This window comes from Nocardiopsis mangrovi, assembly GCF_042653925.1.
GTDB classification, from domain to species: domain Bacteria; phylum Actinomycetota; class Actinomycetes; order Streptosporangiales; family Streptosporangiaceae; genus Nocardiopsis_B; species Nocardiopsis_B mangrovi.
The window spans coordinates 25672-45075 of record NZ_JBHSFQ010000019.1 but is presented as its reverse complement, the minus strand read 5'-3'; the positions used below and the strand labels follow the sequence as shown (position 1 = coordinate 45075).

The window sequence follows — 19404 nt, the reverse complement described above, 5'->3', positions numbered from 1 at the left end:
TAGTGTCACTATCACAGCTCATGCCTTGAAATGGTCGGTATCTCCGTGGGTGTGAGCCGTACGGACGCGGGTGGAACGGGTGAGAAAAATGATGGAAACTTCGTTGATGGCCAACCCGCACGCCCATTCGGACGTGCTGCGCTTCCGCTACCTCGGTTCCCATGAGCTGGACGAACTGGCCGATCTGTGGGCCGAGCTGCACGAGCGGCACACCTCGGTCGCCCCGCACCTGGAGGACGTCATCACCTCGGTGGGGGGCGCGGAATCGTGGCGCCGCCGCCGGGCGCAGTACCGGGCCTGGCTGGCCGACCCCGACACCTTCGCCGTGCTGGCCGAGCGCCGCGGGGCGCCGGTCGGCTATGCCATGGTGACCGTCCGCGAGCCCCAACACGGGTCGTGGGACCGCGGCGACCGGGTCGCCGTCGTGCAGACGCTCGCGGTGCCCCGTGAGCACACCGGCGCCGGCGTGGGCGCGGGCCTGCTGGAGGAGGTGCGGCGGCAGGTGGGCGCACTGGGCATCCGCGACATCGAGCTGACCGCGCTGGCCGGCAGCTCCGACGACATCCGCTTCTTCGAGCAGGAGGGCTTCCAGCCCTTCGTCACGACTCTGGTGTGCCGGATCGGCGGGCTCGGCGCGCACGACTAGCGCTCCGGACGGGCGTGCCCCGCGGGGCGCGCCCGTCCTCTCACCTGCCGCGGGGTACGGCGCGGGCCGCGCGCCCGTCGTAGGCGTCGATCTTGCGGTCGAGGAAGCTCAGGGTGGATTCCAGGCGCCGGACCTGCTCGCGGAGCTTCTCGCGGTGCTCGGCGAGCAGCGCGCGCCGCAGGGGCGCGGTGTGCTCCCCTTGGCGCCGCAGCCGCGCGAATTCCAGCATGTCGCGCACCGGCATGCCCGTGTCGCGCAGGTGCAGCACGAACTCCAGCCATTGCAGGGCGTCCTCGCCGTAGACGCGGTACCCGGCGGCCGAGCGCGGGACCGGGTCGACCAGGCCGATGCGCTCGTAGTAGCGCAGGGTGTCGGGGGACAGGCCGGTGCGTTCGGCGGCCTGTGAGATCGACAGGGCGGCTCCGGGGGTGATGGCGCTCATAGGCGCGAATCTACGCCTTTGGAGGACTTGCCTTGGAGCGCGCTCCAAGGTGCAGGCTGTCACGCGGACGGCCGGTCCGGCCGCCGAGCCGAGGGGGAAGGAACGCACATGATCACCGCGAGACTGGGGGCCGCCGGACCCGAGGTGGGTGCCATCGGCCTCGGCTGCATGGGGATGACGCACGGCTACGACCCGCACGGGCGCGACGACGACGTGTCGGTGTCGGTGATCCACCGGGCGCTGGAGATCGGCGTGACGCTGCTGGACACCGCCGACGTCTACGGCCCCCACACGAACGAGGAGCTGGTGGGGCGGGCGCTGAAGGGCCGCCGGGACCAGGCCGTCCTGGCCACGAAGGTGGGCCTGTACCCGGGCCCGGACGGGTCCCCGTTGCGCAACGGGCGCCCCGAGTACGTCCGGGCGGGCATCGACGCGAGCCTGCGCCGGCTGGGGACCGACCACGTCGACCTGTACCAGCTGCACCGGATCGACCCCGAGGTCCCCGTCGAGGAGACCTGGGGCGCCATGGCCGAGGCCGTGGCCGCGGGCAAGGCCCTGGCGATCGGGCTCTCCGAGGCCGGCGTCCCCGAGATCGAACGGGCGGCGGCGGTGCACCCGGTGGCCAGCGTGCAGTCGGAGCTGTCGCTGTGGAGCCGCGACCCGCTGGACGACGTGCTGCCCTACTGCGAGGCGAACGGGATCGCGTTCCTGCCGTTCTCCCCTCTGGGCCGGGGGTTCCTGGCCGGGCGGTTCGGCAGCGTCGAGGACCTGCCCAAGGACGACTGGCGGCGCGCCGCCCCGCGGTTCCAGGCCGAGGCGATCGACGCCAACCAGGTGATCAGCGACGCGATCGGAGCGGTCGGCGCGCGCGTGGGGGCGACCGCGGCGCAGGTGTCGCTGGCCTGGGTGCGCGCCCAGGGACGCTACGTCATCCCGATCCCGGGGACCAAGACCCTGCGCTACCTGGAGTCCAACGCCGCGGCGGCCGATGTCCGGCTCAGCGCGGACGACCTCGCGGAGCTGGACGCGCTGCCGCGCGCGGTCGGCGAGCGCTACGGCACCGTCCGCCCCTGAGCCCGCGGCACCGGAGCCCGGCCGGGGCCCCGCGGAGCACGTCTCCGCGGGGCCTCCGGCTTTTCTCCGGACGAAACCCGGGTGATAATGTCCTAGTACGCACGTAATTTTGAACTAGGACAAATAAAGGGGATGTCATGACCGCTCCGCCTGACGGCTCCTATCCGCAGACCGCCCGGACCACCCCCACCCGCCACCGCGAGCGCGCCGGCTACGACCGCGCCGCGGTCCACGCCATCCTCGACGCCGACTGGATCTGCCACCTGGGCTTCGTCGCCGACGGCGCCCCCGTGGTCCTGCCGACCCTCTACGCGCGGGTGGCGGACCGCCTCTACCTGCACGGCTCGACCGGCAGCCGGCCGCTGCGCACGGCGGCGCGGGCACCGCACACCCCGCCGCCGGACGGCGGCGCGGAGCCGGGCGGGTCCGACGCGGCCGAGGGGGAGCGCCCCTCCGGTGCGCGGACGGGCTCTCAGGACGCGGGGCCCGGCGACGGGCTGCGGGTGTGCGTCACCGTCACGATCGCGGACGGCCTCGTCCTGGCGCGCTCGGCGTTCCACCACTCGGTCAACTACCGGTCGGTCGTCGCCCACGGCGTCGCCCGCCGCGTGACCGACCCCGCCGAACGGGCGGCCGCCCTCGACGCCATCGTCGACGCCGCGGTGCCGGGCCGCTCCGCCGACTGCCGGCCGGCCACGCCCAAGGAGCTCGCGCAGACCGCCGTCCTGCGCCTGGACCTGGAGGAGGTCTCCGCCAAGGTCCGCGCCGGCGGCGTGGCCGAGGACCCCGAGGACCTCGCCCTCCCCCACTGGGCGGGCGTCGTGCCCCTCACCCGCTCCCTCGGCGCGGCGCAGCCGGACCCCGCCCTCGCCCCCGGCACCCCTCTGCCCGCCTACCTCCCCGCACCCTGACACCGCGGCCGGAACCGGCCGCCCCGCACTGCACCGCACCGGGGGGCCGTCCCGCCGGTGCGCACGGGGCCGGGGACGACAGCGAGGCGGCCGCGCGGCTCCCGGCCGGCCGCGGGTCCACCGCATCGCGGCACGCGGCCCTCGGGCCCCGGCGGCCACCGCGCCGGAGCGGCGCCTGCGCGCCGCCCCGGCGCGGGACGGCACACGCCCGCACCACCCCCGTCGCGGGACGGTGGCTCCCCCTCCCGGACCGTCTCCGGCCGCGGCCGCCATCCCCGCCGGTCCGGAGCGCTCGGAGGGGAGCCGATCCCCGATCCCGCCGGCCCGACGCCGCCTCCTGGCGCGTCGGGCCGCACGGGCCACCACGGGCGGCCGAATATGACTACGCTCGTGCCGTGCCCGAAACGGACTCCAACACCTGCAACTTCCCCGGATGCGCCCGCCCCGTCCCGCGCGGTTCGTCCCCGGGACGCCCGCCGGAGTACTGCGACCTCCCCGAGCACACGCGCTGGCGCGCCTGGCGCGAGCGCCAGCGCCTGCAACAGGAGGCCGAGGAGCGCCAGCGGGCGGTCGAGGAGGCCGCGGCCGTCGCGTCCTCCGGGGCCGTCCCCACCGCCGTATCCGGCACGCCCGCCGACCCCGCGCCGGTCACAACGGCCCGCCTGCGCGCCGACGACCTGCTGACCCGCTTCGCCGTACAGGCCGAGCAGCTCTCGGCCACGCTCACCGCGGCGACCGACGCGTTCGCGACCATGACCGACCCCGCCAGCGCCGAGGCCCAGGTCGAGGCCGCCCGGCTGGAGGCGGCCAAGCGGGTCGCCGAGGCCGACGCCGCGCGGCTGGAGGCCGAGAACCGGCGCCGCGAGGCGCAGCAGGCCCGCGCCCACGCCGAGGACGCCGCGGAGTCCGCCACCGCGGCCACCGGGTCGGCGGAGCGCATGGCCGACGAGGCCATCTCCCGGCGCGAGGCCGCACTGGGCGAACGCGACGAGGCCAGGGCCCGCGCCGAGCACGCCGAGCAGGAACGCGACCGCACGCGCGACGAACTCGACCGGTTCCGCGACCAGGCGTCCGCCGAACGCGAGCAGCTGCGCGAACAGGCCGCGGCCGAACGGGAGCAGGCCACCGCGGAACGCGAGCGGCTGCGCGAGCGCCTGAGCGAGGAGGAACGGGCCCGCACCGAGGCCGACGACCGCGCCGGGCGCGCCGAGGCCGACGCCGGCCGCGCCCGCGCCGACCTCGCCGACGTCACGGGCGACCGCGACCGCATCGCCGCCGAACTGGGGCAGGCCGCCGCCGAGCACACGCGCCTCAACGCGCAGCTGGAGCGCCAGGGCGACGACCTGCGCCGGGCGGTCGCCGAGAGCGAACGGGCCGTCGCCGACCTGGAGCGCGTCTCGGCACAGCTGGACCGGGCCACCGCGGAGGTGGAGCGCCTGTCCGCCGAGCGCGACCGGACCGCGGCCGAGCTCGACCGCGGCCGGGCCGCCGCCGACGCCGAGCGCGTCCGCGCCCGCGAAGAGCTCGACGCCCACCGCGCCGAGGCCGCGCGCGCCCTGGCCGACGCGAAGGAGTCGGCGGCGACCCGGTCGGCGGCCATCGAGGAGGCCCGCGCCCACGCCGTCCACCGCGCCGAACGCGCCGAATCCCAACTCGACGAAGCCCTGGCCGACCTCAGGTCCCTCCGCCCCACCGCCGCCGACCGATGACACACCGGCGCCGACGGTAGACGGGCCGACGGCGCCGCCACGGCCACTGGGCGCTCGCGCGGCCGGGGGCGGATGACCGTGTTATGACAAAGGGTGTGTTCGATATCAAATCGAACATTTCACCTGAGGTGTGCCCTCCGGGCCCGGTCGGGGACGAATCCTCCTACCATTGGGGGTGTGGGAGATCCGGGGGCGACGACGAGCGGCGGAACCGACGACCCGACTCCGAGCGAGCCCATCTGGAATCCACCGACCCGCGTCCGCCCCAAGGTGGCCGAGCGCCCGCGCCAGAGGGTGGACCTCAAGGCGGTCTTCGGGCTGGCCAGCGGCCGGTGGTCGTGGGCCATGGCGTTCCAGGCCGCGATCGCCATGGCGGTCGCCTTCTCCCTCTCCGCCTACCTGTTCGGCCCGCAGGCCGGCGCCCTGGCGGCGCTCGGGTCGATGGCGGTCCTCTACGAGCGCAACACCCCCTACACCTACCGCGCGACGGCGCTCGCCCTGGTCGCCCTGGGGTTCGTCGCCAGCGTGACCATCGGCTCCCTGGCCTCGGCCACCCCCTGGTCGGCCGCGCTGACCATCGGCGCCGTCGCGGGAACGAGCACCTGGCTGTGCCAGGCCCTGCGGGTCGACCGCCCGGGCCCCTTGTTCTTCGTGCTGGTATGCGCCATCTCCACCATCGCCCCGGGCGGGCTGGGCGCGGTGCCCCTGCACGCCGCGGTGGCCGCCATCGGCGCCGCCACCGGCTGGACGGTGTCGATGGCGGGCGCGCTCGCCCGCAGCCGGCACCCCGAGTACCGCGCGGTCGCCGAGGCCTACCGCAAGCTCGCCGCGCTGCTGCGCGCCATCGGCACCCCCAGGCTCGACCACGTCCAGCACGACGCCTCCCTCGCGGTCGCCAACGCCTGGCGCATCGTGCTGCTGGCGCAGACCCGCGGCTACCGCGACACCGCCACCGCCGCGCGGCAGCGCGCCATGCTGCGCTGGGTCTCCGACATCCACCTCGCCGCCACCGACGTCTCCCTCGCGCGTACCGAGCCGCTGCCCGCCGCGGCCGCCGACTTCGCCGACGGGCTGGCGGACGCGGTCGCCAAGGCCGAGCAGTGCCCCGACCCCGATTCCCTCGACGACCTGCGCCGCGGGCTGCGCCCGCGCTCGCTGGAGGCCCGCCTCTACAGCCGCCTGTCCCGCGCCGCCCAGACCGCGCGCCGCCGTGAGGCCGAGGACGACGACCGCGGCCTGGAGCTGCACGACAGCCGCCACCCCTCGGTCGCCGACGCCCTGCGCTCCAGCCTGAGCCGCGACTCGCTGATCCGCCCGACCGCCCTGCGGATGGGCATCACCGTGGCGATCGCCGGCATGCTCGGCATCGGGCTCGGCTTCGAGCGGTTCTACTGGATCTCCATCACCGCGACGGCCGTCCTCCAGGGCGGCAACGTCGTGCTGACGGTGAACCGCTCCGCGCAGCGCGCGCTGGGGACGCTGATCGGCGTGGTACTCGGGGCGGGGCTGCTCCTGCTCGAACTCCCCCTCCCGGCGACGATCCTGTGCGCGGCCGGGTTCATGGGGCTCACCCAGCTGGTCGTGCAGCGCAACTTCTTCTACGGCAGCATCCTGGTGACGCCGATGGCGCTGCTCGTGGCGCACACCGCCGCGCCGTTCCCCGTCGGGGAGCTCGCGCAGGCGCGCATCGTCGACACCGTCATCGGGTCGCTGGCGGGGATGCTGGGGGCGCTGCTGCTGTGGCGGCGGGCATCGGCCGCGCGCCTGCCGCAGACCATCATCGACGTTCTCGACTCCACCCGCACCGCGGTCGTGGCCGTGCTGGACCCCGAGGTGGAGATCGGCCCCGAACGCCGCTACCGGCTCCGCCGCGACCTGCGCGCCTCGCTCATCAGCCTGCGCGGTGTCTACGACAGCGCCATCGGCGACGTCCCGCGGGCGACCACCACCCAGCCGCTGTGGCCGGTGGTGGTGGCGGCCCAGCGGGCGGGCTACCTGGCCCTGTCGGCCCTGGCCCTGGAGAAGCCGCCGCCCGCGTCCCAGATCACCCTGCAACGCCTCGACCTGGCCTTCACCGAGCTGATGTCGGCGATGCGCGAGCGCCGGACGCCCCGCCTGGGCGCGCTGCCCCGGCTGGTGGACTACCCGCGGATCAACCTGGAGCTGCGGGCGCTGTCGTCGTCGATGCGCACCGCCGTGGCCGAGGACGAGCGGGCGGCGGCCCAGGAGCAGGAGCGCCGCGCACAGCGGGAGCAGCGCCGGGCCAGGGACGAGGTCGACGCCGACCTCTGACATCGCCCGCGCGCCGGGCCGCCCGGCGCCCGGTCAGTCGGGGATCAGCCCGAAGGCGCGGACCGGGAAGGTGCCCAGGCCGCGGACCTTGACGGGGACGGCGAAGAAGGCGAAGCCCGCGGTCGGCAGGCGGTCGAGCAGGCACAGGTGCTCGACCACCGGGATGCCCGCCGCCAGCAGGAGCGAGTGGGCGGGGCGGGCGCCGCCGCCCTCGGAGGAGGTGTCGTCGATGTTCACCGAGTCGATGCCCACCAGTGTGGCCCCGGCGTCGGCGAGCGCCTTGGCGCCGTCCCCGGTCAGGTAGGGGTGGTCGGCGGAGCCGTAGCGCTCGGTGCGCCAGTGGCGGTCCCAGCCGGTGCGCAGCAGCACGGCCTTGCCGTCGAGGTCGAGGCCCTTGAAGGAGTCGGGGCCGATGGCGCGCTCCTCGGCTCCGACCACGATGCCGGGGACTCCGGCGACCTTCTCCAGCTCCAGGTCGGCGAGGTCGGCGCCGTCGCGGTAGCGGTGCGCCGGCATGTCCAGGTAGGTGCCGGTGTTGGCGACCATGGAGATCCGCCCGATGCGGAACTCGGTGCCCTCGGCGTAGGAGGCGCGCGACGCCTCGAAGGACAGGTGGTCCTCGATGGTCGGGCCGGGCAGCCCCGGGTAGGTGGTCATGCCCTCGGTGACCTGGTGGCTGACGTCGACCAGCTGCGTCATCGGCTCCGCCCTCTTCTCCGGTTCCCGGCTCTCCCGCACGCGCGGTGCCCGGACCTCCGGCTGACCCCAGAGGTCTAGACCAACAGTAGCGCGTGGTGCCCGTGGGGCGACGGTGCCCCGGCCTCGGTGCCCCTGCCGGGCACACCGGTACAGTCGGACCGGCGCCGTCCCTTCGGGCGCCCCCCATCCCGCCCTCTGGACGAAAGAGAATGCCGCCGTGTCGCTGTACGGGGCCGCAAAGACGGTCATCGCGCCGGTCACCAGAACACTGTGGCCGATCCGGGTGGAGGGCCTGCACCACCTGCCCGAGCAGGGGCCGGTGATCCTCGCCGTCAACCACCTCTCCCTCATCGACCCGCTGTTCCTCGGGGTCGCGCTGCCCCGGCCGATCATCTTCATCGCCAAGCGGGAGCTGTTCGCGGAGGACAGAATCTCCCGGCGGCTGTTCACGCGCGTGCTGCGCGCGCTCGGGCAGCTCCCGGTCGACCGCCGTCCGGGGCAGGGGTCCCAGGACGCCATGGACCACAGCCTCGACGTGCTGGCCCAGGGCAACGTCTTCGGGATCTTCCCCGAGGGCAGCCGCTCCCCCGACGGGCGCCTGTACCGGGGCCAGACCGGGCTGGCCTGGCTCGCGCTGACGTCCAAGGCGCCGGTGATCCCGGTGGCGCTGGCGGGCACCGACCGCATCCGGCCGCGGGGCCGGCGCATCCCGGCGCTGCGGCGCGTGGGCGTGCGCGTGGGGCCGCCCGTCGACCTGTCGGCCTGGGCCGGGGAATCGGGCAGGGCGCGCTCGCGCCGCGCGGCGACCGACGCGATCATGGCGGCCATCCGGGAGCTGTCCGGCCAGGAGCAGGTGGCGCGCTTCGCGTCGTCGGTCAAGGCGGAGCTGGAGCGCGGTCGCGGGGCCGGCGCACCGGATCCGCGGGGTCGCGCCGCGGGCCCGGATGCGGCGCCGCCCGGCCCGTGACCGCGCGTCCGCCTCATTCTCGCGATTCCGCGTACAGGACGGCGCCCTGCGGTCTACAGTCGGTGGTCGAGACCGGGCCCCTCACCTCAACCGGTCCCCTCCGGCCGTGCCGCCCGCGTGGCGGCCGCGAGCCGGACGCGGACGCTCGACAGTGGAGGTGCGGGACGGTGGCACGCCTGAACAGGCTGCGGTTTCCGGTGTTCCCCGGGGGTGGGTCGTTCCGTGTGCACGCGCTGGGGGACCGCCCTCGCGGCGACACCCCGATGCGCGGGGGATCACTGCTGGCCAACGGTTTCGGCCACATGGAGCTGAGCACGCTCCAGGGCCGGGTGGACGTCAGCGTCGTCCTGGAGGAATGGGACACCGCGCCGCCCGACTCCGACGGCTCCTCGTGGGAGGAGCACGCGTCGGCACAGGTGTTCCTGCGCGGCTACGTCGTCGTCAGCGGGGGCATCCCCGGAGCCGCGGTGCGCCTCCGCCTGGCCTGCGGGACCGGCCCCTACCGCGCGCGGGTGCACGCTCGGCGCCGGCACGCGGTCGCCGAGCGCTATGATCGCCTTCTCCGGCGCTACCGCGATCCGAAGTCCGAGGCGTTCCGCGTGGCCGAGCAGTGCCTTCGCGGACAGGAGGAGTTCCTGATCCGGCTCTGGCCCGACGCCGCCCGCCGGCCCTCCGCCGCGGAACGCGAGGTGAGGTACCCCACAGCCGTCTCGGGCTAAGGGATGCCCGCGGCCGGTGTTGGTGGTGGTGTGAGGGGATTGCACCGGCGCCCATGTGCGCGGAGGGCGACCGCGTGACGGAGACCCCGCTCATTCGGCGGGGAAGACGGTTGTCTATCTTTATAGTCGGTTTAGTGGGAATTACCCACATGGTTTAATATGAGGTTAGGTTAGCCTGCCCTTAAATCATGACCGACGCGCTCGCCCGCGTCCCTCGATGCGGGAACGTGCCGCACCGCGCTCCCCCATAGTGCCGCCGGACCCGACGCGACGAATGGAGATGCCAATGACGCGACCACTGCGTGTGGGAATCGTGGGGTCCGGCCCCGCGGGGATCTACGCCGCGGACCTGTTGACCAAGGACGACACCCTCGCAGCAAGCGGGACCCCGGTCAGCATTGACATCCTCGACAAGCTTCCCTCGCCCTACGGCCTGGTCCGCTACGGCGTCGCCCCCGACCACCCGCGGATCAAGCAGATCCAGGGTGCCCTCCACAAGATCCTGGACAAGCCCCAGATCCGCTTCCTGGGCAACGTCGAGTACGGGGTCGACCTCAAGCTGGAGGACCTGCGCCGGCACTACGACGCGGTCGTCTTCGCCACCGGTTCCGACCGGGACCGCCCCCTGGACATCCCCGGCGCCGGCCTGCCCGGCTGCCACGGCGCCGCCGACTTCGTGTTCTGGTACGACAGCCACCCCGATGTCGCCCCCTCCTGGGCGGTCGACGGCACGAGCGTCGCCGTGATCGGCGCCGGCAACGTCGCCGTCGACGTCGCGCGGATCCTGGCCAAGGACGCCGACGACCTGCTCGAGACCGACATCACCGACAACGTCCACCAGGACCTGCGCGCCAAGCGCGTCACCGACGTGCACGTCTTCGCCCGCCGCGGGATCGCCCAGGGCAAGTTCACCCCCATGGAGCTGCGCGAACTCGACAAGCAGCCCGGGGTCGAGGTGATCGTGTACCCCGAGGAGTTCGAGCTCTGCGAGGCCAGCCTCGCGGCGATCGAGGGCTCCAACCAGGTCAAGACCAACGTCAAGGTCCTGCAGAACTGGGCGATCCGCGACCCCCGCGGCGAGGCCCGAAGACTGCACCTGCACTTCCTGCACCGCCCCGTCGAGGTCCTGGGCGACGAGCGCGTCACCGGCCTGCGCACCGAGCGCATGGAGCTGACCGGCGACGGCGGCGTGCGCGGCACCGGCGAGTTCGTCGACCACGAGGTCCAGGCCGTCTACCGGGCCATCGGCTACCTCGGCTCGCCGGTCGCCGACCTGCCCTTCGACGACGAGCGCGGGGTCATCCCCAACGAGGGCGGGCGCGTGCTCGACCTCGACGAGCACCACATCCCGGGCGTCTACGCCACCGGGTGGATCAAGCGCGGCCCGGTGGGCCTGATCGGCCACACCAAGGGCGACGCCCTGGAGACCGTCGCCAACCTCGTGGCCGACCGGGAGTCCTTCACCCCCGCCGCCGAGCCCGCCCCCGAGGCGTTCCTGCGCCTGCTCGCCGAGCGCCGGGTGCCCTACACCACCTGGGAGGGCTGGCAGCGGCTGGAGGCGCACGAGGAGTCGCTCGGCGAGCCCCACGGGCGCAAGCGCGTCAAGGTCCTCTCCCGCGAGGAGATGACCCGCATCGCGCGCGACACGACCGCCTGAGCGGCGCCCGCCCCGGACACCCGGGCTGTGATCCGCGCAACCGCTCCGCCCGCGGTCCCGGTTGCGGGACGCGCGCCCATCTCGATGGGTTAGAGTCACTGGTGGTCGGTGTGGTAGCAAGTGTCCCCCGGGCCTCACCTATAGCCTTCGCGGAATACCGCGTGCGGTACCCGCTGCGGCGGGTGGATGCACGGTCTTGAGAGCCGCGTTGTGCACCGCGCCGAGAGGCGACCGCCACACCGGCCACTTCCCAACGTTCCCGCCCCGCGGTCCTACCCCCAGGGACGCGGGGCGGATCTGTCCCAGCCGAGCGGAAGGACGATCAGGCGTGGACGAGAGGTGGACTCCGGGACCGGGTGACGACCGTCCGATACCCCCGGAGAACCCGCGGCCCTACCCCGCGGGCGGTCCCGATCCGCAGGACGGTGCCGGCGCCCCCGGGGCACCGGCGGGCGCACGGCCGGAGCACGGCCCCCCGGAGGGCGCGCCGCCGCCGGAGCCGCGCCCCTCCCCCTACACCCTGCCCTCGGCGCTGACCCAGCCGTCGGGCGCACAGCGGTCCTTCGCCGCGGACTCCCGGGGCACGCCGGCCGGGTCCGGGACCCCGGACCCCGCACGGTCGGCATCGGGCGGCTACCCCGCCGCGGACTTCCGGGCGGCTCCGCCCTCCCCGGCGGATCCCCCCGCTCCCTCCGGCCACGGCGCACCGGCTCCCGGCCCCTTCCCCCACGACACCGCGCGGTACGGATCCGGCGGCTACCCCGCCGCCGGTCTCGGCGGCGCGGGCCACGCGGCTCCCGGCTCCCCCGGCCCCCAGGACGCCGCGCGATCCGCGTCGGGCGGCTACCCCGCCACGGACCTCGGCGGCGCGGGATACGGCTCCCCCGGGGCGTCCGCTCCGGCTCCCCACACCCCCTACCCCGCCCCCTCCCGCGGCCACGACGCACACCGGCCCGCCGGCGACCCCGAGAGCACCGCCTCCTTCGCCGCGGTCTCCGCCGAGCCCCCCGGCCCCGCGCGCGGCCCGCAGGGCCCCTCCGGCCCTCAGGCGCCCTACGGTTCCCACGGCCCCGGCGGACCCTCCGACGACGGCGCCGGACCGCGCCGCAGGTCCCGCAAGGGCCTGATCATCGGCATCACCAGCGCCGTCGTCGTCCTCGCGCTGGTCGGGGGCGGCGTGTCCTGGTACGTGCTGAACATGCCCAAGCCGGAGGAGACCGCCGACGCCTTCGCCGACGCCTGGAACTCCGAGGACTACGCCGCCATGGCGGCGCTGGCGACCGGAGACGGCCTGGAGGACGCGTTCACCGGCCTCGACGCCAACCTCGGCATCGAGGAGGCCCGGATCGCGCTCGACGGCGTCACCGCCGACGGCGACACCGCGACCGCCCCCTTCACCGCCGACCTGTCGCTGAGCAACGCGGGCGACTGGAGTTACGAGGGCGAGCTGCCCCTGGTGCGGGTCGACGGCGAGTGGCGGGTGGAGTTCTCCCCCGCCGTGATCCACCCCGAGCTGGGCGAGGGCCAGACCCTCACCCGCGTGAACGAATGGGGGGAGCGCGGGGCCATCCTCGCCGCCGACGGCACCCGGCTCGACACCCCGGACGCCTCCGGCTCCGTGGCGATGCTCGTCGGCGAGGTCGGCGAGGCCACCGAGGAGGCGCTGGAGGACCTGGGGCCCGCCTATGAGGCGGGCGACCCCACGGGGGTCACCGGGTTCCAGCGGGCCTACGAGGAAGAGCTGGCCGGTACGGCGACGACCTCGATCCGGGTGGCCGAGGCCGGCGCGGAGGACGCCGCCGCCGACGCCGAGAACCCCGTCGTCGTCGGCGAGGTCGAGGGCTCCGACGGCCAGGACATCACCACCGCCATCGACCCCGCGGTGCAGGCCGCCGCCGGCCAGGCGATCGGCGGCCAGAGCAAGCCCACGGCCCTGGTCGCCATGCGCCCCTCCACGGGCGAGGTGCTGGCCGTGGCCAACACGCCGGCCGGGTTCAACCGGGCGGTCGAGGGCCAGTACCCGGCGGGCTCCACGTTCAAGATCGTCTCCTACGACGCCCTGCTCAGCAATGGGATGACGATGGACGAGGGCATGGACTGCCCCGAGAACGCCGAGGTCGGGGGCTGGGACTTCAAGAACGCGGGCGACGCCGAGTACGGCGCCCAGACCGTGACCGAGGCGTTCGCGACCTCGTGCAACACCGCGCTGGTGCAGAAGGTCGCCGAGAAGCTCGACTCCGCGTCGCTGGTGAGCTCGGCGGAGAAGTACGGGTTCAACTCCGAGCTGCAGACCGGGCTGTCGGCGTTCGACCCGGTGTTCCCCGCCCCCGACAGCACCACGCTGCTGGCGGCCTCCAGCCTCGGCCAGGGCCAGATGCTGACCTCGCCGCTGCACATGGCGACCGTGCCCGCCGCTGTGGCCGACGGCTCCTGGCGCTCCCCGGTCTTCGTGACCGATCCCGAGACGTCCGGCCTCCCCGAGCCGACCCCGATCGCCAACGCCGAGAGCCTGCAGGCGATGACCCGCGCGGTGGTGACCGAGGGCACGGCGAAGGACGTGGGCTTCACCGGCGAGGTGCACGGCAAGAGCGGCACGGCCGAGTACGGGACCGCCGAGGAGGGCGAGGACCTGCCCGCCCACGCCTGGTTCGTCGGCTACGAAGGCGACGTCGCCTTCGCGGTCCTGGTCGAGGACGGCGAGAGCGGGTCGAAGGCCGCCGCGCCGCTGGCGAAGGCATTCCTCGACGCGCTGTGATCCCCCGGGTCCGGGCCGCCGCGGCGGCCCGGACCCTTTTCTCCGCCGCTCGGTGGGGGCGCCGGGTCAGCCGGGGCCGGGCTCCACCGCGGTCTCGGGCACCTGGCGGGGTGAGGCGGGCTCCGGGGCGGGGGTGCTCGGGGCCGTGAAGAAGAGCAGGGCCAGCAGCCCGGCCGCCGCCATCGCGATCATCGCGCACACCGCCCACGGCCGCCAGCCGCCCCCGGCGGCGCGCGCGAAAGAGGGGTCGTCGGCGCCGAACGTGGCGAGGTGCCCCGCCAGGGCGGGGTCGTCCTCCCCGAGCCGTTGCTCGATCTCGGCGAGGATCCGCCGTTCGTACTCTCGCAGGGCCATCGCACCCTCCTCGGCTGGGTCCGCACGCACACGGCGCGTGCGTCAAGTGTGCCCGCCCCCCGGGTGTTCTATCCGTGCCGAACCGATCGCGTCCCGCGGACGGCACATCCGTACCAGCCTCCGAGGTGCGGTTCCGCTCACCTTTCACGCCGCGCACGGCTTCGTGGACCGACACTTCGGACACACCGCCCCCTCATGCCGGACATTCCCGCCGATCCGCGCGCTCTATTACCTCTATTGACTACCTGTTTAGTGGGAAATACGTTCTCCGTGTGACCCTCCACCCCCAGCCGCCGTCCGCTCCCCGGCCCCTCGATCCGGTCATCGCGATCATCGGGGCGGGACCGCGCGGTACCTCACTGCTCGAACGCCTCATCGCCAACGCCCCCCACATCCTCCCCGGCGCCCGCGCGGACGTGCACCTCGTCGACCCGTACCCGCCCGGCGGCGGGCGCATCTGGCGGCACCGGCAGTCGCCGCTGCTGTGGATGAACACCACCGCGGCCGACTGCACGATGTTCACCGACTCCACCGTGGCCTGCGAGGGGCCCATCGTCCCCGGCCCCGGCCTGGACACCTGGGCGAACGACGCCGCCGCCGGGCGCCTCGACCTGCCGCCCGGATTCCGCCCGCACCCGGCGTCCCTGGCCGAGGCCGCCCGCGTGCACCCCGGGTGGTTCGCCACCCGCCGGCTCCAGAGCGACTACCTGGCCTGGGTGTACCGGCACGTCGCCGCCCAGGCGCCGCCCGGCTTCGGCGTCCACACGCACGCGACCGCGGCCACCGACGTCCGCGACCTGCCCGGCGGCCGGCAGCGCGTGCTCCTCGCCGACGGATCCGCCATCGACGCCGACACGGTGCTCTTCGCCCAAGGCAACATCGCCGTCCGGCCCGACCCGGCGGAGGAGCGGCTGGCCGCCCACGCCGCGGCCCACGGCCTGGCCTACGTGCCCACGGCCTCCACCGCCGATATCGGCCTGGACGCGATCCGGCCCGGCGAGCCGGTGATCGTGCGCGGCCTGGGGCTCGCCTTCATCGACGCCATGGTGCTGCTCACCTCCGGGCGCGGCGGGCGGTTCGAACGCGGCCCCGACGGCGGACTGCGCTACCTCCCGTCAGGCCGCGAGCCGGTGATCCACGCGGGGTCGCGGCGCGGCGTGCCCTACCACTCCAAGATCCACTACTCGCTGCCGGGCGAGCGGCCGGCGCTGCCCCGCCACTTCCACGCCGGCGCCGTGGCCGCGCTCGGCGACCGCCCGCTCGACATCGCCGACGACCTGCGCCCGTTGATCCTGCGCGAACTGGCCGACGCGACCTACCGCGAACTCGCGGCCTCCCACCCCGAACGGCTGGCGATGGCCCCGGAGCGGTTCCTGGCCGAGCTGGACGCCGTCGACTGGGCGGGGCCCGGCATCAAGGCGCTCATCGCCGAGGCGGTCCCCGACGACGCCGACCGCTTCGACCCCGACCGGCTGGACCGGCCGCTGGCCGGCCTGCGCTTCGCCGACGCCGACGCGCTCCAGGCGTGGCTGCACGCCTACATCGACGCCGACCTGCGACGCCGCCGCGACCAGCGGTACAGCGGCGACCTCGCCGTCTTCCACGGCCTGCTGTCGGTGTTCGGGGTCCTGGCCGAGCTCCTGGCGGCCGGGCGGATCGCGCCCGGATCGGAGGAACGGGACGTCCCGGAGTTCCTCGGCTTCTTCAGCTACCTCGCGAGCGGCCCGCCGGGGCCGCGCCTGGAAGAGCTCCTGGCGCTGGCGCGCGCGGGCGTGGTGCGGTTCCTGGGCGCCGACACCGAGGTGGTGGCGCACGACGACGGGTTCCGCGCCGCGTCCCCGTCAGCGCCGGGCGAGGTGCGGGCCCGCGCACTGGTCGACGCCCGGCTGCCCCGCCGGTCGCTGGCCCGCACGGCCGACCCCCTGCTCGCCCGGCTGGCCGGGCGCGGCGAGATCACCGAGCGCGTCCGGACCGACCCCGCGACCGGGACCGCGCACCGCACCGGCCTCATCGATGCCGACCCCGCCGACCAGCGGCTGCGCCGCGCCGACGGCAGTGTCCACCCGGCGCGGTTCGGCGCGGGCATCATGGTCGCCGGAGGGGTGGGGTCGGGCGGCTTCTCCCGGCCCCGGACCAACGCGGGCTTCTTCCGGCAGAACGACGCGATCGCCCGCGCGGCGCTGCGGCAGGCGGTGGGCGGGTAGCCGCCCGTCCCAGCCCGCAGGGCCGCTCCGCCGCCGCGGGGGCGGCGGGACGGCGCACGCGCGGAGCGGCGGGCGTCAGGCGGCGCCCGGGTCGGCGGAGCCGCGCCGGCGGGCCCCGGCGGCTCCCGCGGGGGCCAGCCCGAGATTCTCGCGCAGGGTGGACCCGGTGTACTCGGAGCGGAAGGCGCCCCGCTCCTGGAGCACCGGGACGACGCGGTCGACGAAGTCGTCGAGACCGTGCGGTGTGATGTGCGGGACCAGCACGAACCCGTCGCAGGCCCCGGCGCGGACGTGCTCGTCGAGCGCGTCGGCGACCTGTTCGGGGGTGCCCACGAAGGTCTGGCGGGCGGTGGTCTCGACGATCAGGTCGCGGATGCTCAGCTTGCGGGCGTCCGCCAGTTCCCGCCACTCGCGCGCCAGGCCGACGGGGTCCTTGGTGTGCCGGACGCGGCCGCGCGTGATGGAGATGTTGTCGGGATCGGGGTCGACGTCGGGCAGGGGGCCCTCCGGGTCGTAGGCGGACAGGTCGCGGCCCCACACCTGCTCCAGGAACCGCAGGGCGGTCTGCCCGCTGACCTGCTGGTAGCGGATGGCCAGGGCGCGTTCGCGGGCATCCTCCTCGGTGTCGCCGATGGCGAAGGTGACCGCGGGCATGATGACCAGGTCGTCGGGGCCGCGGCCGTAGGCGGCCAGGCGCGACTTCACGTCGGCGTAGAAGGCGCGGCCGGCGTCGAGTCCGCCGTGCCGGGAGAAGATGACGTCGGCGGCGGAGGCGGCGAAATCGCGGCCGTCGGCGGAGTCGCCCGCCTGGATGACCACGGGGTGGCCCTGGGGCGAGCGGGGGACGGTGAACTCCCCCTCGATGTCGAAGAACCGGTCCCTGCGGGCGATGCGGCCGATGCCCTCGTCGCGGGCGAACACCCCGGCCCCGCGGTCGCCGGGCAGCGCATCGGCGTCCCAGCTGTCCCACAGCTCCCGGGCCGCGGCGACGAAGGCGGCGGCCCGCTCGTAGCGGTCGGCGTGGTCGAGGTAGCCGCCGCGGCGGAAGTTCTCCCCGGTGAAGGCGTCCGGGGAGGTGACGACGTTCCAGGCGGCGCGCCCGCCGCTGAGGTGGTCGAGCGTGGCGAGTTGGCGGGCCAGCTCGTAGGGCTCGTTGAAGGTCGCGCTGAGCGTGCCGGCCAGGCCCAGGCGGGTGGTGACCGACGCGACCCCGGCGAGGACCGCGAGGGTGTCTGGGCGCCCGACGACGTCCAGGTCGTGGATCAGCCCCTGGTGCTCGCGCAGCCGGAGCCCTTCGGCGAGGAAGAGGAAGTCCATCAGGCCGCGCTCGGCGGTGCGGGCGAGGTGGGTGAAGGAGGCGAAGTCGATCTGGCTGCCCGCGGCGGGGTCGCTCCACACGGTGGTGTTGTTGACGCCGGGGAAGTGGGCGGCCAGGCGGATCTGCTTGTGGGGGGCTGCGGTCATGATCGGGCGGTCTCCTGTTCGGTACCGGTGGGGACCGGGGCCGCGGGCTCGCGGCCGGAAGGCGGGGCGGGTGCGGGCGGCGGGCCGACGCCGAGCGCGAGTCCCAGCTCGGCGCTGTGGGCGCACGCCTCGCCGGAACGGGCGCCGGCGGGCAGCGGGTCGGGGCACAGCCAGCCGGCGGCGCGGGCGGCGAGGGCGACACAGGCCGCCGCGAGGGCCGGCGGGGGCGGCCCGGCCGGGCGGCTCACGTCCGTGCGAAGTGGCCGGCGGGGCGCGGCAGGCCGAAATGGCCGCGCAGGGTATCGGCGGTATAGGCGGCGCGGAACAGCCCGTCGCCGCGCAGGAGGGGGACGACGTGGTCGACGAAGGCGGTGAGGTCCTCTGGCAGGACCGCGGGGTGGACGGTGAAGCCGTCGGCGGCCCCGCGCTCCGCCCATTGCGCGAGGGTGCGGGCGAGGTCGGCGGGGGTGCCGGTGAAGTCCAGCCCGGCGGCGGGCCCGGGGGCGCCGGCCAGGGCGTCGAGCCGGTCGCGCCGGTCGCGGGCGGCGGCGCCGTCGGTGTCGAGGAGCACGGTCGCGTCGGCGAGCACGGCCACGTCGTCGGGCGACCGTCCGGCCTGGCGGACCTCGGCGCGGACGCGGGCGCGGGCGATGGCGGCGGACTGGGGGTCGGGGCGGGCGATGAGGACGGCGTCGGCGTGCGCGGCGGCCGCGGCCAGGGCCGCGTCGTCGTCGGCGCGGACCACGACCAGGGGGTGGCCCTGGGGCGGGCGCGGGGTGATGGAGGGGCCCTTGACCGACCATCCGGGGCCGGTGAAGTCGACGTAGTGGAGCCGGTCGCGGTCGATGAAGCGGCCGGTGGCGGCGTCGCGGATCTCGGCGTCGTCGTCCCAGCTGTCCCAGAGCCGGGCGGCGACGTCGGCGACCGCGGCGGCCTCGTCCCACAGCACGGCGGCGGGGACGGCGGGGCGGCGGCCGATGTGGCGCGCCTCGGCCTCGGTGGGCGAGATCTGCACCCGCCAGCCCGCGCGGCCGAGGCTGGCGAAGTCGAGGGTGGCGACGGCCTTGGCGACGTGGAAGGGCTCGGTGTGGGTGGTGGTCACGGTCGGCACGAGGCCGATCCGGGAGGTCAGGGGGGCGACGGCGGTGAGCGTGAGCAGGGCGTCGAGGCGCCCGCGGACCCGGTCGGCGCGGCCGCTCTGGAGGGCGAGGGAGTCGTCCAGGGTGACGAAGTCGAGCGCGCCGCGCTCGGCCTCCCGCGCGGCGGCGGCGTAGTGGGCGGTGGTGAACAGGTCGGCGGGGCGGGCGGGGGCGACGCGCCAGGCGGCGGGGTGCGCCCCGGCGCCGTCGATGGCGGCGCCGATGTGCAGGGAGGCGGGCGGGGATGCCGGATTCGGGGGCACGGTTCCTCTTCCCTCGGCCGCCTCGCCGAGCCGCGGGCGGCCGTGTCGTCACAGGGGGTGGTGTCCAGAAGAGCTTTAACCTACTAAACCGATCTGGATTACCAATATT

The 19404-nt window shown here is 75.1% G+C and carries 16 protein-coding genes; 10 read left to right on the top strand and 6 right to left on the bottom strand.

Annotated features, from left to right (window positions below):
* The first annotated feature begins 106 nt into the window (after positions 1 to 106).
* Positions 107 to 646 (top strand): GNAT family N-acetyltransferase, encoded by a 540-nt coding sequence (locus ACFO4E_RS18825; protein WP_378576599.1) that lies wholly within the window; start codon positions 107 to 109, stop codon positions 644 to 646.
* A gap of 40 nt (positions 647 to 686) precedes the next feature.
* Here the strand turns inward: ACFO4E_RS18825 and ACFO4E_RS18820 are convergent, their stop codons facing one another.
* Positions 687 to 1088, bottom strand: a complete 402-nt coding sequence (locus tag ACFO4E_RS18820; RefSeq protein ID WP_378576597.1) for a MerR family transcriptional regulator — start codon at positions 1086 to 1088, stop codon at positions 687 to 689.
* Between the two features lie 108 nt (positions 1089 to 1196).
* Between ACFO4E_RS18820 and ACFO4E_RS18815 the strand changes: the two genes are divergently transcribed.
* From ACFO4E_RS18815 to ACFO4E_RS18800, 4 genes are all read left to right on the top strand, one after another.
* Positions 1197 to 2162 (top strand): aldo/keto reductase, encoded by a 966-nt coding sequence (locus ACFO4E_RS18815; protein WP_378576595.1) that lies wholly within the window; start codon positions 1197 to 1199, stop codon positions 2160 to 2162.
* 137 nt (positions 2163 to 2299) lie between these two features.
* A complete protein-coding gene (locus ACFO4E_RS18810) occupies positions 2300 to 3073 on the top strand; it encodes a pyridoxamine 5'-phosphate oxidase family protein (protein WP_378576593.1) in 774 nt (257 codons plus the stop codon).
* 395 nt (positions 3074 to 3468) lie between these two features.
* Complete coding sequence (locus tag ACFO4E_RS18805) at positions 3469 to 4782, top strand: coiled-coil domain-containing protein (protein ID WP_378576591.1); 1314 nt, start codon at positions 3469 to 3471, stop codon at positions 4780 to 4782.
* A gap of 237 nt (positions 4783 to 5019) precedes the next feature.
* Positions 5020 to 7074, top strand: a complete 2055-nt coding sequence (locus tag ACFO4E_RS18800; RefSeq protein WP_378576725.1) for an FUSC family protein — start codon at positions 5020 to 5022, stop codon at positions 7072 to 7074.
* Positions 7075 to 7107: 33 nt separating this feature from the next.
* Here ACFO4E_RS18800 and ACFO4E_RS18795 read toward each other — a convergent pair whose 3' ends face one another.
* Entirely contained in the window at positions 7108 to 7773 is a 666-nt protein-coding gene (locus ACFO4E_RS18795) for a cyclase family protein (RefSeq protein WP_378576589.1), read from the bottom strand.
* 217 nt (positions 7774 to 7990) lie between these two features.
* On the opposite strand from ACFO4E_RS18795, the gene ACFO4E_RS18790 reads away from it, so the two are divergent.
* The 4 genes from ACFO4E_RS18790 (at position 7991) to ACFO4E_RS18775 (ending at position 13871) form a co-directional block, all read left to right on the top strand.
* The gene (locus ACFO4E_RS18790) at positions 7991 to 8740 is read left to right on the top strand and encodes a lysophospholipid acyltransferase family protein (RefSeq protein ID WP_378576587.1); all 750 of its coding nucleotides are present in this window, start codon (positions 7991 to 7993) and stop codon (positions 8738 to 8740) included.
* A 167-nt stretch (positions 8741 to 8907) separates the two neighbouring features.
* Positions 8908 to 9459 carry a hypothetical protein gene (locus ACFO4E_RS18785; protein WP_378576585.1) on the top strand — a complete coding sequence of 184 codons (552 nt, stop codon included), beginning with the start codon at positions 8908 to 8910 and terminating at the stop codon, positions 9457 to 9459.
* Between the two features lie 304 nt (positions 9460 to 9763).
* On the top strand, positions 9764 to 11116 hold the full coding sequence (locus ACFO4E_RS18780; RefSeq protein ID WP_378576724.1) for an FAD-dependent oxidoreductase: 1353 nt from the start codon (positions 9764 to 9766) through the stop codon (positions 11114 to 11116).
* Positions 11117 to 11444: 328 nt separating this feature from the next.
* Positions 11445 to 13871 (top strand): penicillin-binding transpeptidase domain-containing protein, encoded by a 2427-nt coding sequence (locus tag ACFO4E_RS18775; protein WP_378576583.1) that lies wholly within the window; start codon positions 11445 to 11447, stop codon positions 13869 to 13871.
* A gap of 66 nt (positions 13872 to 13937) precedes the next feature.
* Here ACFO4E_RS18775 and ACFO4E_RS18770 read toward each other — a convergent pair whose 3' ends face one another.
* A complete protein-coding gene (locus ACFO4E_RS18770; protein WP_378576581.1) occupies positions 13938 to 14225 on the bottom strand; it encodes a DUF3040 domain-containing protein in 288 nt (95 codons plus the stop codon).
* A 272-nt stretch (positions 14226 to 14497) separates the two neighbouring features.
* On the opposite strand from ACFO4E_RS18770, the gene ACFO4E_RS18765 reads away from it, so the two are divergent.
* On the top strand, positions 14498 to 16429 hold the full coding sequence (locus ACFO4E_RS18765; RefSeq protein WP_378576580.1) for an FAD/NAD(P)-binding protein: 1932 nt from the start codon (positions 14498 to 14500) through the stop codon (positions 16427 to 16429).
* Between the two features lie 75 nt (positions 16430 to 16504).
* Here the strand turns inward: ACFO4E_RS18765 and ACFO4E_RS18760 are convergent, their stop codons facing one another.
* The 3 genes from ACFO4E_RS18760 to ACFO4E_RS18750 are packed head-to-tail and all read right to left on the bottom strand — an operon-like array spanning position 16505 to position 19295.
* Positions 16505 to 17893, bottom strand: coding sequence for an NtaA/DmoA family FMN-dependent monooxygenase (locus tag ACFO4E_RS18760; protein ID WP_378576578.1), 1389 nt, complete (start codon positions 17891 to 17893; stop codon positions 16505 to 16507).
* A complete protein-coding gene (locus ACFO4E_RS18755) occupies positions 17890 to 18141 on the bottom strand; it encodes a hypothetical protein (RefSeq protein WP_378576576.1) in 252 nt (83 codons plus the stop codon). The genes ACFO4E_RS18760 and ACFO4E_RS18755 overlap by 4 nt, the downstream gene beginning before the upstream one ends.
* Positions 18138 to 19295 (bottom strand): LLM class flavin-dependent oxidoreductase, encoded by a 1158-nt coding sequence (locus ACFO4E_RS18750; protein ID WP_378576574.1) that lies wholly within the window; start codon positions 19293 to 19295, stop codon positions 18138 to 18140. Before ACFO4E_RS18750 ends, ACFO4E_RS18755 begins: the two co-directional genes overlap by 4 nt.
* Positions 19296 to 19404: the final 109 nt, after the last annotated feature.

Coding starts and splice junctions, on each gene's coding strand:
- ACFO4E_RS18760 (WP_378576578.1), bottom strand. CDS start 17,893: ATGACCGCAGCCCCCCACAAGCAGATCCGCCTGGCCGCCCACTTCCCC.
- ACFO4E_RS18795 (WP_378576589.1), bottom strand. CDS start 7,773: ATGACGCAGCTGGTCGACGTCAGCCACCAGGTCACCGAGGGCATGACC.
- ACFO4E_RS18815 (WP_378576595.1), top strand. CDS start 1,197: ATGATCACCGCGAGACTGGGGGCCGCCGGACCCGAGGTGGGTGCCATC.
- ACFO4E_RS18810 (WP_378576593.1), top strand. CDS start 2,300: ATGACCGCTCCGCCTGACGGCTCCTATCCGCAGACCGCCCGGACCACC.
- ACFO4E_RS18770 (WP_378576581.1), bottom strand. CDS start 14,225: ATGGCCCTGCGAGAGTACGAACGGCGGATCCTCGCCGAGATCGAGCAA.
- ACFO4E_RS18820 (WP_378576597.1), bottom strand. CDS start 1,088: ATGAGCGCCATCACCCCCGGAGCCGCCCTGTCGATCTCACAGGCCGCC.
- ACFO4E_RS18825 (WP_378576599.1), top strand. CDS start 107: ATGGCCAACCCGCACGCCCATTCGGACGTGCTGCGCTTCCGCTACCTC.